Source organism: Bacillus canaveralius (genome assembly GCF_002860125.1).
Lineage (GTDB): Bacteria > Bacillota > Bacilli > Bacillales > Cytobacillaceae > Bacillus_BJ > Bacillus_BJ canaveralius.
Window position 1 is genome coordinate 41,221 of record NZ_PGVA01000019.1, and the last position, 16,485, is coordinate 57,705.

Below are 16,485 nucleotides of genomic sequence, written 5' to 3' on the forward strand. Positions count from 1 at the left end.
CTATGGCATAGTCCTGTTTATTTAGAAAACTTCATTCGTTTTCGGTTTAGCCATTTACATTGTGAAATTTACTCATTTATAAATCCTAAAAATTAAAATCAGGCTGTTTCATAATGATTTTTTCAGGCTTACCCAACAAATAACCTTGAACAACTGGAACTTTTAAAAGTTTTGCCTGGGCCAAATCAATAGCTGTTTCAATGCCTTCTAAAATCAAGATCATTTTTTGACTGCTGTACTGTGTGAGTAACGAAACTAGCATCTGTTTATCTGAAGACGCAGCCAGGTCTTTTGCGAAATATTTGTCTAATTTGATGTAGTTGGGTCTATATTCGATGATACTTTGCAATGATGCAGCACCCTTCCCCACGTCATCAAGTGCAACATAAAATCCATAATTCTGTAGAAATGATATTTTATCTTTTAGCTCAATGTGTGACCAAGAACAATATTCTTCACAGGTTTCATTTATCTCGAAAACAATTCTTCCATGTATAAAAGAATGCTCATGTACCAACTCTTCTATAAACTTTTCAAATTTCGAATTTAGGACAGTAGATGGAAACACGTTAATAAAAAGTAACTGCGTCTTATTATAAAAGAGCGGAAAATTCCCAATGGAACTCTTAATTGCATGGCAATCCATTTCAAATAAGCAATCTTCCGCTCTGGCTTTTCGAAATAAATCTTCCGGATTAAAATCATCATTATCCACTTGACGAAGTAGGCCTTCATACCCATAAATATTCCAAAATGCAGTATTCCATAAAGGCTGGTATACGTATTCCAGCTGAGTGACATCAATAATTTCGCTAATATGATTCGCCATTTAGGTCTCCTTTCTTGTTTCTGATCAAAACTGTAATACGACTATACCTTTAGTCCTATAAAATAGTCTAATTAATCCAAGGCACGAGGTGCACCTTTCCAAGCATGACAAACAGCGAATTACGATATTCAGACCAAATGAAGGACATTTTACGTCAATTTCCGACAAAAAAAGAGACCTATGAAAAAGGTCCCTCTAAAGTTAAATATATTTTTTTATTGTCAGTAAAAACTCGTTGATATTGATCGGTTTTGTTATATAATCATCAAACCCTTTATCTAACGTGTATTGTATGTCCTTGTTAATTGCATTGGCACTGAGTGCAATGACCGGGATCTTATTCGTGTTTTCATCCTGTTTCATCTCATTAAACACTTGATAACCATTAATATCGGGAAGGTTAATATCAAGTAAGACGAGATCAATCTTTTTATTTTTAATAATGTCCAAACCTTTCTTACCGCTATCTACAATGATGACAGAGTAATTCGTTTGAGCTTCAATAATTTCTTTTAACAAATCTATATTCGATAAATTATCCTCAATATACAAGATCGTAGATTTGAATTTCTTACCTATTTCCCAAGAAGAAATGTTGCTATTTTTATCCTCAGGTTCTGTTAATTCAAGTTCATGATGGATTGGTAAACTAAACCAAAAGGTACTGCCTTTACCCTTTACACTTTCGGCACCAATTGACCCTCCCATCAGCTGCATCAGCTGCCTCGTTAATGATAGACCAATGCCTGTTCCTTCCGTATTGGTTTCTTTTATTCTGTAAAAAGGTTCAAAAATATCATCAACATATTGATTACTGAAGCCTATACCAGTGTCTTTAATATAAACGGTGATATCATGTTTAGTTATTTTACAGCTAATGTTTACTTGACCGTTTTCTTTATTATATTTAATTGCATTATCGATTAAGTTTAACATTACTTGTCTTAATCGGATTGGGTCGGCGTAAACGAATTGGTCAGCAATATGGTCCAAGTCAGCTACAATTGAAATATTACTTTTTTCTGATACCGGAGACATCATACCAATACACTCATCTATTAACTTAGCTGTATTAATCACTTGAGAACTAATTTGCATCTTTCCCGTTTCAATTCGGGATAGATCCAGTATTTCATTAATAAGATTCAATAAATGTCCACCACTGGTGATTATTTTCTTCACAAACGTTTGCTGGCGATCGTCAAGTGTTCTTTCTAGTTCTAAAAGTTGCGCAAAGCCAAGAATGCCATTCAATGGCGTTCGAAGCTCATGACTCATTTTAGATAAGAAATCAGATTTAGCCATGTTGGCATTCACTGCTTCTTCTTGTGCTTTTAATGTAGATTCTTGAAGTTTACTCATTTCAGTGATATTTTCAAAGGTCCATAAATGGGCTTGACCCCTGCTGTTTAAATTTAATGGCGAATAATGAAGTTTAAAAATATATCCATTAACAGATCTAACTGTCAGTGTCCTAGGCACTCTCTTTGTTATGATGTCTTCAATCTGTTCACTGAAACTTTCAGTTTGAGTAAAAGCAGAATGAAATTGTCCTACCAATACACCGTGTACCTTTTCATCACAATCAATTCCTAAAATTTCTCTTAAAGCTTTATTTATTAATAAAATAGTTCTATTTTCATCTATAACCAGAATACCCGTTTGTGTATTTTCCATCAGGATTTCATTAAAGGCATTCATTTCTTTTAACTCTAATTCCTGTTTCTTCTGCAGGGAAATATCGCTAAATGATACGAGGGAGGCAGACTCTTCACTTAATGCCAATGGTTTTGAATTAACCGAAATCCACTTTTTTATATTGCCATTTGCTTTCACACCCATAACCGCATCTTTGAAAATAGTGCCATGATCGGTGGTAACCATAGCCGGTAAATCTTTATACTCCCACAGGCTCCCATCTTCTCTGACAAACTCAATGCCTAATTGATTCATTCCCGCTTCACTAAATACTCCTGATTTGATTCCAAGAATCTCTTCTACGTTATCGTTTAGATTGGTAATCATTCTTGATTTACTAATAAGAAATATTCCTTCAGACATGGTAGTCAGTACTGAACGATATAAATTGGTTTTTTTGCGAAGTTCTTCTTCCATGTTTTTGCGATCGCTAATATCAACACATGAACCAATAACTTCGATTACCTTACCGTTTCTAAGTATTGGTCGCAATGACGCAACATAGCTGATCCCGTTTATCTGACCTTCATACGTTGTGATTTCACCAGCCCAAGCTAGATCGTAGGATTTGGTTTTATTATGAATGACATTGTTCGAAGTAATAAAGTTACCTAGACTTTTGCCGATCACATCTTGAGGGGTCAAGCCAAATCGATATAACAGCTCACCATCACATAATGTATGAATATAGCGGTCTCCTTGTTTAATATATTTAAAAATCATTCCTTGTTGTTTCCGAATCGTATTTCTTAATTCTATTTGCGTTTTTACTATTCTATCCCTATACGTTTGTAATTCTGAAATATCATTACCAATAATAAAAAAGATCCCATCTTTATTATCTATTGTAATGGGTATTAGTGTGAAATTCATAGTAATACCATCACTTCGTTGTTTATTATGGATCTTTCCTATAAAACTGGCAGATTTACCCGACTTTGCTAACTCCAGCTGATTTTGTATATACTGTTGCTCATCGCAGTTTACAAACAGATTCCAAAACTGATTTGAAATTAACTGTTTGTACGTATAATTCAAGGTATTTATTACTTTGGAATTTACGGAAATAATATTCCCATTTCCATCAACAAGAAAAGTAAGCGAAGGATGATTGTCAAATAGAGAAACAAACAAACGACTCTTTTTCATGTAAGATCGATAAGTGAAAAGGATTACAAAAGTGATGATTATTAACATGACTAAGTTGAAAAAAGTTGCCCATAATCCGACATCATTTAGATCAATCATTCTATAAATTAAATAAGAAAAACAAATTCCAAGCGAAAACATTATTATCGGTAAATTCATTTTTTTACAGTGCAATTTTAATCATCCATTCTGCTCATTTTTTCATGTTCCTTGATATTGATACATAAAGACAGTTGGTATACCCATCGGTTCGAGATGAGAAGAACAGTCAATACTATTTAAATACACCATTTTTCTGAATACAAGTGACTATTGACCCGACCTTTCCAGCACCACTATACACTATATCTTTTTCTAAAAATCCTTTAATAGATTTTTACGGATTATTTTACAGGAAAAGGAAAACATTCTAAAGTAGAATATTTGTGCACATCACTGAAATGAACGGAGGAAATCAATCAGATCAGATAAGTTGTAATATCATGTTTGAAAAGAACATCGCTATGAGATTTAGTTTAATAAAGCTTCCTAAGGCGCTGTTTCACAAATTAACAACCGCTGTCCTGGTCCAAGCAGCCGATTCTCTGCACTTGATATAGAATTAGATAAGGATCCAACATAACCAGATTGACTACTTTAACAAACAGTAATGATTAAGAATCATTGTATGCTGTAATTTTTAAATCCATATTCTACTCTTAATGGCCGTCTTTTTGGTTAGAGAGACACATTCTCAATAGTTAATAATAGTTGCTTTCTTCATATTAAAGCGTCAAGATTAAGAAGATATGTACTTTAAAGAAAGAATTTGTAGGTGATTAACATTATAGAAATAAAAACATCCACACTCAGCGATGGGGAATTCAATAGAGGGGTATTTGCGACGATTGATATTGCAAAAGGTCAGCTTATACATGAAGCACCAGTCATTCCTTACCCTAACAGGGAGCATGTTTTCATACAGAAAACGGTGCTTGATGATTATGTGTTCGAGTACGGAAAAAACCATACTGCAGTCGTGTTAGGATATGGAATGTTATTTAACCATTCATATAAGCCTAATGCCACTTATGATATTAACTTTAACAACCATACGTTTGAATTTTACGCATACAAAGATATAAAAGCAGGAGAAGAGATATTAATCAACTATAATGGTGATGTTGATGACAAAGACCCACTATGGTTTGATAAAGATAAAAATAGCAAGGATGGATGATTAACAAAAAAAGCAGTGTGATTTCACTTTGAAATCCACTGCTTTTATTTTTGCATAATACCGAGAGTACCGACTTAATATTTTGTAACTTCAAAAAAAATGTTGACACCATGTTTACCTTAGGAATAAAGTATAGCTAAAGATCATATTTTTGCATAGAGGAAACTTTTTTAAGGAGGGTAAAAAATGTCTGTTGATGACAAAGTATCAAGACGGGATATTTTAAAAATAGGTTCTGCTGGTGCCTTAGGTTTGGCAGGCAGTTATTTGTTAAATAAAATGACGCCTCTTACTCCAACTGTTAAAGCAGAAACTCACAGTAAAAATGTGCATGCTAAGATGAATCACCATAATAATATGAATGACCTATCAAAAACCTCAGGGTACAAAATGGCTGAAAGGTTACTAACCAAATTCGATTACGGGAAAGTAAGTACGTTAGCAAATGGGCAAACCCTAAGAGAGTATGAAGTCATTGCGATTGATAAAGAAATTGAAATTGCAAAAGGTATTACATTTCCAGGATGGACATTTAACGGAACCATTCCGGGCCCTACGTTTCGTTGTACGGAGGGGGACTTACTTCGTTTTCATTTTGTAAATCAGGGAAGCCATCCTCACTCTATTCACTTTCATGGCATTCATCCACCAGAAATGGATGGCCTTACTTCGATTTATCCAGGGGAAAAATTTACTTATGAGTTTGAAGCCAAACCATATGGAATGCAGGTATACCACTGTCATGTAATGCCACTTGCCCGCCATATTCATAAGGGATTGTATGGAAATTTCATCATTGATCCGAAAACACCTAGAGAAAAGGCACACGAGCTGAACATGGTCATGAATGGATTTGATTTAGATTTAGATGGTGAGAATGAGTTTTATACTGTAAACGGATATGCTTTTGCCTTTATGAATCATCCAATTAAAGTAAAAAAAGACCAGCTAGTCCGTATTTATCTTAGTAACTTAACGGAATTTGATTTAATTAACTCTTTCCATCTTCATGCCAATTATTTTACGTATTATCCGACAGGAAGAAATGACAACCCTTCTCAGTTTACGGATACAATTATGCAAAGCCAAGGAGAACGCGGCATCCTGGAAACGCGCTTTACTTACCCGGGAAAATATATGTTCCATGCACATGTTAGCGAATTTGCTGAATTGGGCTGGATGGGATTCTTTGAAGTAGAATAATGGGGGTGTGGAAATGAAGACAAAGTTAATTTTGACTGTGTTAATTCCTCTAGGTCTACTCCTCGGGGTCTTAGGATGGGTATTTACAAATGGCGCAGGCGTTGAGCAAGAACCGGCTGCTCCTATCGAAATTTTAAATATTGATAGAATCATCGTAACCAAATTAGGGTTTGAATTAAAGGTAAGCAATACGGGTCCAGAACCGTTAACGATAGCCCAGGTAATGGTGGATGACTCTGTTTGGAGTTTTGGTGTTACCCCCAGCCCTGATCTTGACCGTTTTGATGAAGCAACGGTAAAAATCAACTATCCATGGGTCAAAGGAGATCCTCATGTCATTAAACTGATCACTGAAAATGCAATCATTACAGAAGGTGAAATAGCAGCAGCAACTCTAACACCACAAGGCAATTTTAACAACTTTCTTAATTTCGGCTTAATTGGATTTTATGTTGGAATTGTACCAATCGGGCTTGGTCTATTGTGGTATCCATTTATGAAGAGGTTTAAAAGAAAAACGATTAATGCAATTCTTGCACTCACCGTGGGGTTGTTGCTTTTCCTATTCGTTGGCACGCTGGCTGACGGGTTTGAGATCGGGGCAGAAGCTCCTACGGTATTGCAAGGGAACATGGTAGTTATCATTGGAGCATCGCTGACCTTTTTACTGTTGATCGGTTTTGATCAATATCAGTTTAGAAAACAAGCATCAAAAGGTTACACGCCTTTCGCTCTGGCACTTTTGATGGCAACAGGAATAGGCTTGCACAATTTTGGGGAAGGTTTGGCAATCGGCTCCTCTTTTGCACTTGGTGAAGCTGCACTGGGAACATTCTTAATAATCGGATTTACCCTTCATAACATCACTGAAGGAATTGGTATCGCTGCACCATTGCTCAAAGCGAAGCCGAGGGTAAGAAACTTTTTGCTCCTTGGTGCAATTGCCGGTGGACCAGCCATTCTTGGAACGTGGTTTGGCGGATTTATCTTCTCGCCCATTATGGGAGCTTTATTCTTAGGAATTGGAGCAGGCGCCATTTTGCAGGTAATCTATATCATTACGAAAATGCTTATTGAAGATCATCGAACACATAAGGAACCATCTGTTTCATGGTTAAATCTTTCTGGATTCGCCATCGGACTGTTAATTATGTACTTTACTGCATTCTTTGTTAAATTTTAAGGATGAATCTGAACGGTTTTGCTCCTGAAGTTACTTTAAAGATGATCATAAACGTCTGAAGGAATTACAAAATCTAAATATTCGGAGGAAATTATGCTTCAAAACATTGGAATACCTGGATTAATACTAATGTTAGTAATCGCCCTTATTATCTTCGGACCATCTAAGTTACCGGAAATTGGAAGGGCGTTTGGCTCAACATTAAGAGAATTTAAGAAGTCTACTAGAGATCTTGTAACAGATGACATAGTTGCAGAAACATCTAATAAGAAAGAAAAATTTGCCGATTAAAGGAAGGGAAGATGTAGGTTCTGACTTACATCTTCTTTTTCACGGACTAGGCAATTATGAAATTTCAGCCTGTATATAGCTTTGAACATAGTTGGCAGAATCCAGCTTCAAAAGAGTACGGCTCCGGAATCGATACACCGCACGAAGGAAAAGCGATAGCTTTTTCGAAGAGCGTCCAACCAGTTTTCCTAAGAACATGCTCCTTCGAATATCTCCCGGAGAGCATGACCTTTTGGTTATACTAGCAGCAGTTTTCGTCCTCGACAAAGCTTCATCGAATATCAAACGAAATGCATGCATAAAGGTTAGGTTAGTTAATACCTCCTGGTCGATATTGAACCCAAACTATTCTACAATTACCAACCCAAGCTATCCTACAGGGACCTCGACAACTTTAAATCTCAGCGAAACTTTTTCCATTCAAATAATAGGAGGATTCCAAAAATGCTGCAAAAGCAACTTCTACCTCTGGAATCCCAAGTGAAAGAACATGCTTTGTCACGAGGTGGGCAAATTGGTCCTGGATGTCCTGGCTACGTTCGAACCATTTGACTTCTATAAAGGGATATCCCTGAACCTCATTTTCATCAAAAACGAAAGTTGATTTTACTATTTCAAGAGTGAAATTATCAGTTTCACATATACAGAGTTCAGCTAATTCCTTTACTAGTGGTGTACTTATCGATTTGACCTGTTCCACGGAAATTCCTCTGATCATTAAATGGGGCATCCGAAATCCTCCAGCTTAATTTTTTTATGGATTAGATTCCAAAATGGAAAGTATTGCATTACATAAACCTACTAATCGAATACCTATCAATTGGAATAGATGTTTCTCCATCGAGAATTAATTCAGTCATTAGTGTTCCAATTAGGGGGGAAAGGGTTACTCCGCTATGTGTAGCTGCAACATAGAGATTTTCAATGTCAGGAACTTTTCCAAGAATCGGAAAGCCGTCTTCTGGCATAGCACGAATACCTGAAAATGCACGGACAATTTTTACTTTTCTCAATGAAGGTACATAATGGATAGCCATATTTGCTGTTTCCTGGATAACATCAAGGGTGGTTGATCTGTCAAACCCTGCCTTCTCCATCGAGTACCCGATTAAGACCTCGCCATTATTTGCTTGCCTGAGCCCGCTGATCGTATAATTCAAGAAAGGCTTTAGAGGTTCGGAAACAAGAATTTGCCCTCTTAATTGATTTACTGGAATATTGATCCCAAGCATCGCCCCCAACTCCCTTGACCAGGTACCGCCAGCAAGGATTAGATTTTTACATAAATAGGTTTCCTTGTCTGAAACAACGATAAATTTTCCATCCTGCTTTTGGATGTTTGTTACTTTATTATAAGTGGAGAAATTAACACCATTTTTCTTTGCAGCTCTCATGTACATGTCAATTAACCGAAAGGGATTGACGTTCCCGTCGATCGAACTATACGTCGCCCCAGCAACCTCAGGGTTGATTGAGGGCTCCTTTTCCAATACTTCTTCCCTTGATAATACCTTAATCTTAATGCCTATTTTTCGGTAAGACTCAGCAAGTTGTAAAGCCTTTTCCCGGTCCTCCTCATTGAAAAATGGAGATAGACCACCAGTCCGTTTATATTCAAAATCTCCAATTTTTTTTGATAAATAAGGATAGAGTTCAGCACTATACATACTAAATTCGGCATACCAGGATGGTGTCTTATTGTGCACCCACACCCAGGCCTGAGTGGAGCCCGATGTTCCTGTCATTGGATATTTCTTATCAAGCACCAATATGCCTTCTTTATAGCGTTCAGATAGGTGATAGGCAATACCATTACCTACTACCCCTCCACCAATGACCACTGTCTCGTAACTTGTTTCCATTTACTTCACCTTCCCATCCTCTAATTCCACCTCATCTAAAACAGATTTCACAGCCGAAAATGTTGTACTATTAGTAGCTAGTGTTTCAAGCTTTATAGGGGATAGCGGCATCCGCATCCGAGGTAAAGGAATCTCATGAAAAGGCCTGCCTGTTTGATCATGAATAATTTTCGCAACGAGGCTCGTGCAGATTTTTGCCTGACAGGGCCCCATTCCGCACCGTGTTAGTCTTTTTACATCATCAAAGGTACTTGCGCCTTGCTCAATGACTTCTTCAATTTCCTCACAGCTTATTTCTTCACATCGACAAATGATTGTTGTTTTTTCCAACTAATTCACCTTCTAGTCTCTTAATCTGTTGGTCTAAGACATAAATTGATCTCTAAGCTTGGGATTTGCAAAGTTTTCTATATGATTGATTCTGCCTTGCCATGCAGCCGTATCTAGTTTTGTTTCTAAAATCTCTAACTCTTTCCAAAGGGAATACCTAATCTGCTCAGCATCTTCCATGCTTATAGAATTCAATGCTTCACTTACACTAATTCCAGTGATCATACCTGTTACTAGTAAAACTCCTTGTGAGCTGATCCCTGCTGCATTACCAGCTATAAAGACATCATTACGATCTGTTTGGAAAAGTTTATTATATTGCGGGAGCCATCCTCCAAGTCCTACTTGATAACCGAAGGAGCAACCCAACTGATAAAACGAATCTAGAATAGGTGTTCTTCCTCCATCTACACAAACGAGGTCGACCATTTCAGTAATGACCTGATCCTGTTGCTGTATGTCAATTTCATCAACTTGACCATTCCCTCTCGCTTCCTTAATAGTAGAATTCAGATAAAAGGGAACACCTCTTTTTTTCACTTGTTCCACTTTTTCTTTATCTCTTGCTAGGACATGGGATTGATTTTCAATGATCCCTTTAATTTTTACGCCTACGTCTGAGAGCTGAATTACAACTTCCACGGCAAAATCACTAGACCCATAGATTACTGCTTCCTTTCCAGGAATAACAAAATCCCGATTGACTAAGGTTTGGGCTGCACCAATCGTCATAATACCTGGCAGCGTCCATTTCGGAAAAGGAACTGCACTTTCAGCTGCTCCAGTGGCGACGATTATTTTTTTCGCCTTTAATGGAAAAACATTTGCCTCATCTGTAATACCAACACTTCCATCCTTATATAGGCCAATCACTCGATGTTCAAGCAAATAATGGATTGGAAATTCATTTAATTGTTCCGTTAACTTTCTTGCTAGTTCAAAGCCACGCATTTGCTTGTAAGCTGAGGGTAATGATCGAATAAATTGCGTTTGCTGGCATAACTGGCCGCCCATTGAAATCGATTCATCAACAATTGTTACATCCAATCCCTTTGAAGCCGTTTCGAATGCTGCTGCAAGCCCTGCTGGTCCCGCTCCAATGATGAGAACATCAGTCTCCATCGCCATCTCTCCTTACCTCTGGATCTTCGAAGCTTGGATAAATCTCCATCCCTTCTTCAACCCTTTTCATACAAGTGCGTACATGGTCCTCTCCATCCACAGTCATATAGCAACTACAACATCTCCCTCGTGAACAAAAAAGACCTCGTGACTGAATTAACTTTCTGCTTAAACCGAATTTTTTTTCGCCATTAGCTATTAATGCTGCTGCAACCGTTTGCTGTTTATATGCCTTATATGGCTTATTATTAAAATAGATCGTGACGGGATCTTGAAGCTGCTTCCCTAACACGGGATGATTTTCGATATGCATAAAAACACCTTCTTATTGATTTTTCGATGCAAACACTTTTCCTACACCCAATACCCTTTCAATTACAACCATTAGCACAATGGTTAATAAAATCATAATACTTGATACCGACGTTATAATTGGATCATATTGGTATTGCATGTACGTATAGATTCGAACCGGCAGTGAAACCACATCGGTACTTACAATAAATAACGCTACTGTTAAATCATCAAATGAAGTAATAAATGCAAAGATAGCACCTGCAATCACCCCGGATTTAATAACAGGAAGAGTAATTTGAAAAAACACTTTAAATTTCCCAGCCCCTAAATTCATGGCAGCTTGTTCTATCGAGCGGTCAAAACCTACCAAACTAGCAACTACTAAGCGCATAACAAAAGGTACTGTTAAAATAATATGTCCAAGTATTAAAGCAAAAGGACTTGCGGACAATCCTATCCAAGAATAAAACTGGAGAAGTGCCACTCCAAACACCACGGATGGAATCAATAGGGGTGAGCCAATTAATTGGACAATGGCCATTTTCCCTTTAAATTGATGCCTAACAACAGCGATGGAAGCTAATGTCCCGATTGCCGTGGCGATAATTGAAGTACCAACTGCTACAATGACACTTAACACAAAAGATTGCATAAATTCGGGATGTTCAACTAGTTCAAAATACCATCTAAGTGTTAATCCTTTCGGCGGAAAAACAATATATTCAGTGGTTGTTAACGAGGACATTAATACGACAACAATAGGTGCAAGCAAAAAGCCATATACTAGGAAACAAACGAAATTAAATAGGAATTTGGGCAGCCTCTTTTTCCTCATTGAATTGCCACTCCTTTTTCCGAACTAGCAAGTATTTTGCTATAAGCGATGATCGTAATCGTTGCAATAATGATTAATAAGAATCCAATTGCTGCTCCATATGGCCAATTCAACATAACGGCCACCTGCTCATATGTTAGATAGGACATCACCTTCACCTGTGGACCACCAAGAATAGCAGGAGTAACAAACGAACTCACACTTAAGCTGAATACCATAACGGATCCGGCAAATATTCCAGGTAATGTCAAAGGCAGTAAAACCGAAAAGAATGTTCTAATTGAGCTAGCCCCAAGATTTTGTGCAGCCCTGATAACAGAAGGATCAATTCTTTCAAGCGAACCCATAATACTTAAGACCATATATGGAAACAGCACGTGTACCATTCCGATAATCACACTCAACTCCGTATACAGTAAGGTTAAAGGCTGGTCAATCCACCCAAGGTTCATCAAAGTATTATTCACTACACCGTTATTTGATAGTAAAATAACCCATCCATAGCAGCGGATGACCATACTAATTAACAGTGGTGATAACACAAGCAATATTAAATAATTTTTCACTCTCCCGTTGGCTCTTGAAATTTGAAAAGCCACTGGGTAAGCAATAATGATCGTAACCAATGTAGTTATCAAAGCTATTTTTACCGTTCTCCAAACGACCCCTAAGAAAAAAGGATCTGAAATGAATTTGATATAATTTTGAAGTGTCCATTCACTTCCAATTCCACTACTGGCATCGAACGTCTTAAAACTCGTGATAAAAAGGAAAAACAAAGGGAGCAAGAAGAAAAAGATGAAGATTCCGAGAGTAGGTAGCAATAACAGCCACGTATCAAGCCGTTTCCTGTTTAGGTTCTTTTTATTCTGTTTGAGTATTAAATCATGTTCCGTTCCTATTCCAGTCTGCATTCGCTCTGTCACCTCACCTTCCTACAAGGTAATAAATCTTCTGGATTCCAAATAGCAAATACGTTGTTTCCCTCCTGAATCTGATTAGGATTTAACACTGCATTTGATATATCAGCAACTAAATGCTTATCTTGTGCTTTTAAGATATATCTAGTCTTAGCTCCCAGAAACATCTTTCTTTCAACTTTCGTTTGAAGGCCAGCTTTCCCATCAAAAGATTCATCTAAAGAAATTTGTATTTTTTCAGGCCTAATAAAAAAGTCAACCTCTGAATTCTTCGTTGAATTGACCGAAACAATCTGCTCATTCCCAAAGAAGTGTAGTTTGCATTTATTATTTCCATAATTCTCTATAACTTTTCCCTGAATTTGATTGACTTCTCCAATGAACTGGGAAACAAAATCTGTTTTTGGGTGATTGTAGATGGCAGTAGGAACGTCCACCTGTTCAATTCTCCCTTCATACATAACTGCTATCCGATCTGATATCGCAAGGGCTTCCTCTTGGTCATGTGTAACAAATATGGTAGTAATTCCAACTTTCTTTTGAATATCCACAATTTCTTCACGCATTTCCTGGCGAAGTTTTGCATCGAGATTACTTAAGGGTTCATCAAGGAGAAGTACTTTGGGCTTGATTACTAGAGCCCTAGCCAAGGAAACACGCTGCTGCTGCCCACCAGAAAGCTCTTTCGGATAACGTTTTTCATATCCTGATAATCGGACCATTTCCAATGCTTCTAGCACTCGTTTATTCAGTTCACTTTTAGCGACCTTACGAAGTTTCAATCCATACGCAACATTATCAAAAACGGTCATATGAGGAAACAAAGCATAGTTTTGAAAGACCATACCCATTTCTCTTTTATTTGGAGGAAGAAGGTGAACGGGTTTCCCGTCCACCTCAATTTTCCCACCATCCACTTCTAAAAACCCCGCAATCATATTTAAAGTCGTTGTCTTTCCGCAGCCAGATGGTCCAAGAAATGACATAAGCTCCCCTTGCTCAATCTCAAGACTTAACTTTTTTACCACTTCTGTTTTATTAAATGTCTTTATCACATTTTCAAGGGTTAAATAACACATCATATCACCTCTTCGTTAGTGGGCTACTTCAATTTCTTTGTTAGCGCGTTCTGTCCACTCAGCTCTTTTTTGATTAACAACTTCCCAATTCACTTTTATAAGTTTCGCAATTTGGTCTTCGCCATAAACAACCTTATTTGTAATATCCCCCTCTAATTTCACGTTTTTATTAACCGGACCGTCAAACAGTGCATTGGCAAATAACTCCTGTGCTTCTTCACCTAAAATAAAATTGACAAATTCTTGAGCAAGTTCTACATTTGGTGCATCTTTGATCACACTAATTGTTGGCATCAACGCAGGAACTCCCTCTTTGGGTATCACATACTCAATTGGAAATCCTGTATCCTGCAGAGTGTATACACGGCTGCTTCCCCATGCACTTGCCACTGTCTGACCCTGCAAGAAATAATTAGAAACATCTGCCGTTTTATCAAATGTGACGGCATTTTTGGCAATTTCCTTTAATTTTTCAAAGCCTGGCTCAATATTTTCTTCACTTCCTCCGTTAGCAATTGCGGTCATTAGAAGCATATGAATCCCGTAAGTATTCGCAATAGATGGCAAGACAAGTTTGCCTTTAAACTTAGGATCTGCTAGATCATTCCAAGATGTTAATGGCTCCAAACCATTTTGTTCAAAGAATTCTTTGTTATATGCCAGTCCAGTTGAAATGATTCCAAAACCGACCCCAACATTATCTTTGTCCTTCGCAATGTCGTATACATTTGCTAGATTAGTAACAACTTCCTTATCTAGCGGGGCAAGTAATCCAAAGGCTTTTGCCTGAGCTTGTGGACCATCATCTAAAAATGCCACATCAATTTGCGGTTTGTCCTTTTGAGCCTGTAACTTGGACAAAGTATCCACAGAACTTCCGGTAATATACTTAATCTTAACGCTATGTTCCTTTTCAAATTTAGGGATAAGAACCTCTTTCATCTTTTGTTCATAGCTACCGCCGTAGGCAGCCAAAACCAATGTTTGTTCATCCTTCCCTGTTGAGCCTTCGTCGTCTGAGGAATTCCCCGCTTGACTACTGCATCCAGAAGCTATCGCAAAAAATAAACAGATTATTACAGTAAAATACGTTTTTCTTTTCATCAATTTTCCCCCTCGTCAATTTACTTGCATTCCCTGCACATAAAGAGCTGATCATGATGAAGTATTGTCGGACTTTTGTATTCCTCCTTTTCTTTTTTAAACTCAGATATATATTAATTTAATGTTACCAATTTTCAGATAAAACTTATTAAAAAAATATAATATTATAACTTTATAGCTTTTATAAAAAGAATACTTACGTTTAAAAGTATATCTCTTTAAAAATGAACCTCTGTATAATAGGTTTCTTTATCTTGACGCACATAAAATTTTGAGTACTCAATAATCTCCTCTTGTTTAGTGTAGGTAAACCTTTCCCATTCAAAAACAGGGGTTCCAGGCTCAACTTGTAGCAGTTTTGCTTTTTCATTTCGCACAATGTACGGATTAATAAAAAGCTTCGCCCTTCCCAGTGCAATATTAAATTTATTTTTAAGTATATTGTAAACAAGATCATTATTAATATCTTCAGGTGAAAGATCGGAGCATTTGGCATATGGAAGATATGTATATTCAAGTGCCATTGGTTCACTGTCGACAACTTTTATGCGCTTCAACTTAATTATTTGCGATTTATTTTGTACATTCAATTTTTCCGCTATTTCGCAGCTAGCATCCTCAATGGAAAAGCTGATCAATTCGTGAGGATGTTCTTCTGTCTCAGTTGTTAAAGAAATAAAAGAATTAATATCTTGTTCTTTTACTGACCCCAAGACAAATGTCCCCTTTCCTCTTTGTCTAAAAAGATATCCTTTATTCACAAGCTCGATAATTGCTCGTTTTACTGTAATTTTACTAACATCAAAAAGATCAGATAACTCTTGTTCCGATGGCAATTGACTGCCTACAGCCCATTTACCTGATGTTAATTTCTCTTCTAAAACCTGCTCCACTTGCTTGTAAAGAGGAATAAGTAGTTTTTTATCTATCTGCATCTCTAAAATCTCCTCAATATAATGTTATAACTTTAATTCATTAAAGCTTACATATTAATTATTGTCAATGTATTTTGAAAATTTAGTTTTTTTATTCTATTCAATTGAATATACGTAATCGATTGTCGGTGGGGGTGAGGAGTTGTACCCGCTTCTTCAAGCAAAACTAGTCATAATAACACTACTCTTCTTGTAGCTCTAAGATGGAATTAACATGAAGGATGGTTGAGAGCCAGTGGGCAATCATGATGACTGTTTTTTCGTGGTCAAATTGACTGATTGATTCTTGAATAAGCTTTTCTCTTTCGACTTCGTTGATTAAATAACTCATAGCAACATGTAACATTACACTAACTAATATCTACATCAATGTAGAGTAGAAAACAGGAATTAGATATTGTCTTCTTGTCCTCGGGTTTCAGGGTGTTC

The 16,485-nt window shown here is 37.0% G+C and carries 16 protein-coding genes; 4 read left to right on the forward strand and 12 right to left on the reverse strand.

Annotated elements, in window-relative coordinates:
* Positions 1 to 85: 85 nt before the first annotated feature.
* Both CU635_RS08990 and CU635_RS08995 read right to left on the reverse strand, forming a co-directional pair.
* On the reverse strand, positions 86 to 829 hold the full coding sequence (locus tag CU635_RS08990; protein ID WP_101577032.1) for an EAL domain-containing protein: 744 nt from the start codon (positions 827 to 829) through the stop codon (positions 86 to 88).
* A gap of 201 nt (positions 830 to 1,030) precedes the next feature.
* The gene (locus CU635_RS08995) at positions 1,031 to 3,850 is read right to left on the reverse strand and encodes an ATP-binding protein (RefSeq protein WP_101577033.1); all 2,820 of its coding nucleotides are present in this window, start codon (positions 3,848 to 3,850) and stop codon (positions 1,031 to 1,033) included.
* A gap of 649 nt (positions 3,851 to 4,499) precedes the next feature.
* Between CU635_RS08995 and CU635_RS09000 the strand changes: the two genes are divergently transcribed.
* From CU635_RS09000 to CU635_RS09015, 4 genes are all read left to right on the forward strand, one after another.
* Positions 4,500 to 4,895, forward strand: a complete 396-nt coding sequence (locus tag CU635_RS09000) for an SET domain-containing protein (RefSeq protein WP_101577049.1) — start codon at positions 4,500 to 4,502, stop codon at positions 4,893 to 4,895.
* A gap of 186 nt (positions 4,896 to 5,081) precedes the next feature.
* A complete protein-coding gene (locus CU635_RS09005; RefSeq protein WP_101577034.1) occupies positions 5,082 to 6,098 on the forward strand; it encodes a multicopper oxidase domain-containing protein in 1,017 nt (338 codons plus the stop codon).
* Between the two features lie 13 nt (positions 6,099 to 6,111).
* The gene (locus CU635_RS09010; RefSeq protein ID WP_101577035.1) at positions 6,112 to 7,281 is read left to right on the forward strand and encodes a ZIP family metal transporter; all 1,170 of its coding nucleotides are present in this window, start codon (positions 6,112 to 6,114) and stop codon (positions 7,279 to 7,281) included.
* Between the two features lie 93 nt (positions 7,282 to 7,374).
* Positions 7,375 to 7,572: a twin-arginine translocase TatA/TatE family subunit gene (locus CU635_RS09015; protein WP_101577036.1), complete on the forward strand. Its 198-nt coding sequence runs from the start codon at positions 7,375 to 7,377 to the stop codon at positions 7,570 to 7,572.
* Positions 7,573 to 7,966: 394 nt separating this feature from the next.
* Here the strand turns inward: CU635_RS09015 and CU635_RS09020 are convergent, their stop codons facing one another.
* From CU635_RS09020 to CU635_RS09065, 10 genes are all read right to left on the reverse strand, one after another.
* On the reverse strand, positions 7,967 to 8,302 hold the full coding sequence (locus tag CU635_RS09020) for a DUF1904 family protein (RefSeq protein ID WP_101577037.1): 336 nt from the start codon (positions 8,300 to 8,302) through the stop codon (positions 7,967 to 7,969).
* Between the two features lie 58 nt (positions 8,303 to 8,360).
* Positions 8,361 to 9,434, reverse strand: a complete 1,074-nt coding sequence (locus CU635_RS09025) for an NAD(P)/FAD-dependent oxidoreductase (RefSeq protein ID WP_101577038.1) — start codon at positions 9,432 to 9,434, stop codon at positions 8,361 to 8,363.
* On the reverse strand, positions 9,435 to 9,764 hold the full coding sequence (locus CU635_RS09030; protein WP_101577039.1) for a (2Fe-2S)-binding protein: 330 nt from the start codon (positions 9,762 to 9,764) through the stop codon (positions 9,435 to 9,437).
* Positions 9,765 to 9,797: 33 nt separating this feature from the next.
* Positions 9,798 to 10,886, reverse strand: a complete 1,089-nt coding sequence (locus CU635_RS09035; protein WP_101577040.1) for an NAD(P)/FAD-dependent oxidoreductase — start codon at positions 10,884 to 10,886, stop codon at positions 9,798 to 9,800.
* Positions 10,876 to 11,199 carry a (2Fe-2S)-binding protein gene (locus tag CU635_RS09040; RefSeq protein WP_101577041.1) on the reverse strand — a complete coding sequence of 108 codons (324 nt, stop codon included), beginning with the start codon at positions 11,197 to 11,199 and terminating at the stop codon, positions 10,876 to 10,878. The genes CU635_RS09035 and CU635_RS09040 overlap by 11 nt, the downstream gene beginning before the upstream one ends.
* A gap of 12 nt (positions 11,200 to 11,211) precedes the next feature.
* Positions 11,212 to 12,018 (reverse strand): ABC transporter permease, encoded by an 807-nt coding sequence (locus tag CU635_RS09045; RefSeq protein WP_101577042.1) that lies wholly within the window; start codon positions 12,016 to 12,018, stop codon positions 11,212 to 11,214.
* On the reverse strand, positions 12,015 to 12,932 hold the full coding sequence (locus CU635_RS09050) for an ABC transporter permease (protein ID WP_101577043.1): 918 nt from the start codon (positions 12,930 to 12,932) through the stop codon (positions 12,015 to 12,017). Before CU635_RS09050 ends, CU635_RS09045 begins: the two co-directional genes overlap by 4 nt.
* Before the next feature lie 8 nt (positions 12,933 to 12,940).
* Positions 12,941 to 14,017 carry an ABC transporter ATP-binding protein gene (locus CU635_RS09055; RefSeq protein ID WP_101577044.1) on the reverse strand — a complete coding sequence of 359 codons (1,077 nt, stop codon included), beginning with the start codon at positions 14,015 to 14,017 and terminating at the stop codon, positions 12,941 to 12,943.
* 15 nt (positions 14,018 to 14,032) lie between these two features.
* Positions 14,033 to 15,121: an ABC transporter substrate-binding protein gene (locus CU635_RS09060; protein ID WP_101577045.1), complete on the reverse strand. Its 1,089-nt coding sequence runs from the start codon at positions 15,119 to 15,121 to the stop codon at positions 14,033 to 14,035.
* Between the two features lie 218 nt (positions 15,122 to 15,339).
* Positions 15,340 to 16,056 (reverse strand): GntR family transcriptional regulator, encoded by a 717-nt coding sequence (locus CU635_RS09065; RefSeq protein WP_101577046.1) that lies wholly within the window; start codon positions 16,054 to 16,056, stop codon positions 15,340 to 15,342.
* Positions 16,057 to 16,485: the final 429 nt, after the last annotated feature.

Coding starts and splice junctions, on each gene's coding strand:
- CU635_RS08990 (WP_101577032.1), bottom strand. CDS start 829: ATGGCGAATCATATTAGCGAAATTATTGATGTCACTCAGCTGGAATAC.
- CU635_RS09005 (WP_101577034.1), top strand. CDS start 5,082: ATGTCTGTTGATGACAAAGTATCAAGACGGGATATTTTAAAAATAGGT.
- CU635_RS09010 (WP_101577035.1), top strand. CDS start 6,112: ATGAAGACAAAGTTAATTTTGACTGTGTTAATTCCTCTAGGTCTACTC.
- CU635_RS09015 (WP_101577036.1), top strand. CDS start 7,375: ATGCTTCAAAACATTGGAATACCTGGATTAATACTAATGTTAGTAATC.
- CU635_RS09020 (WP_101577037.1), bottom strand. CDS start 8,302: ATGCCCCATTTAATGATCAGAGGAATTTCCGTGGAACAGGTCAAATCG.
- CU635_RS09025 (WP_101577038.1), bottom strand. CDS start 9,434: ATGGAAACAAGTTACGAGACAGTGGTCATTGGTGGAGGGGTAGTAGGT.
- CU635_RS09035 (WP_101577040.1), bottom strand. CDS start 10,886: ATGGAGACTGATGTTCTCATCATTGGAGCGGGACCAGCAGGGCTTGCA.
- CU635_RS09040 (WP_101577041.1), bottom strand. CDS start 11,199: ATGCATATCGAAAATCATCCCGTGTTAGGGAAGCAGCTTCAAGATCCC.
- CU635_RS09045 (WP_101577042.1), bottom strand. CDS start 12,018: ATGAGGAAAAAGAGGCTGCCCAAATTCCTATTTAATTTCGTTTGTTTC.
- CU635_RS09050 (WP_101577043.1), bottom strand. CDS start 12,932: ATGCAGACTGGAATAGGAACGGAACATGATTTAATACTCAAACAGAAT.
- CU635_RS09055 (WP_101577044.1), bottom strand. CDS start 14,017: ATGTGTTATTTAACCCTTGAAAATGTGATAAAGACATTTAATAAAACA.
- CU635_RS09060 (WP_101577045.1), bottom strand. CDS start 15,121: ATGAAAAGAAAAACGTATTTTACTGTAATAATCTGTTTATTTTTTGCG.
- CU635_RS09065 (WP_101577046.1), bottom strand. CDS start 16,056: ATGCAGATAGATAAAAAACTACTTATTCCTCTTTACAAGCAAGTGGAG.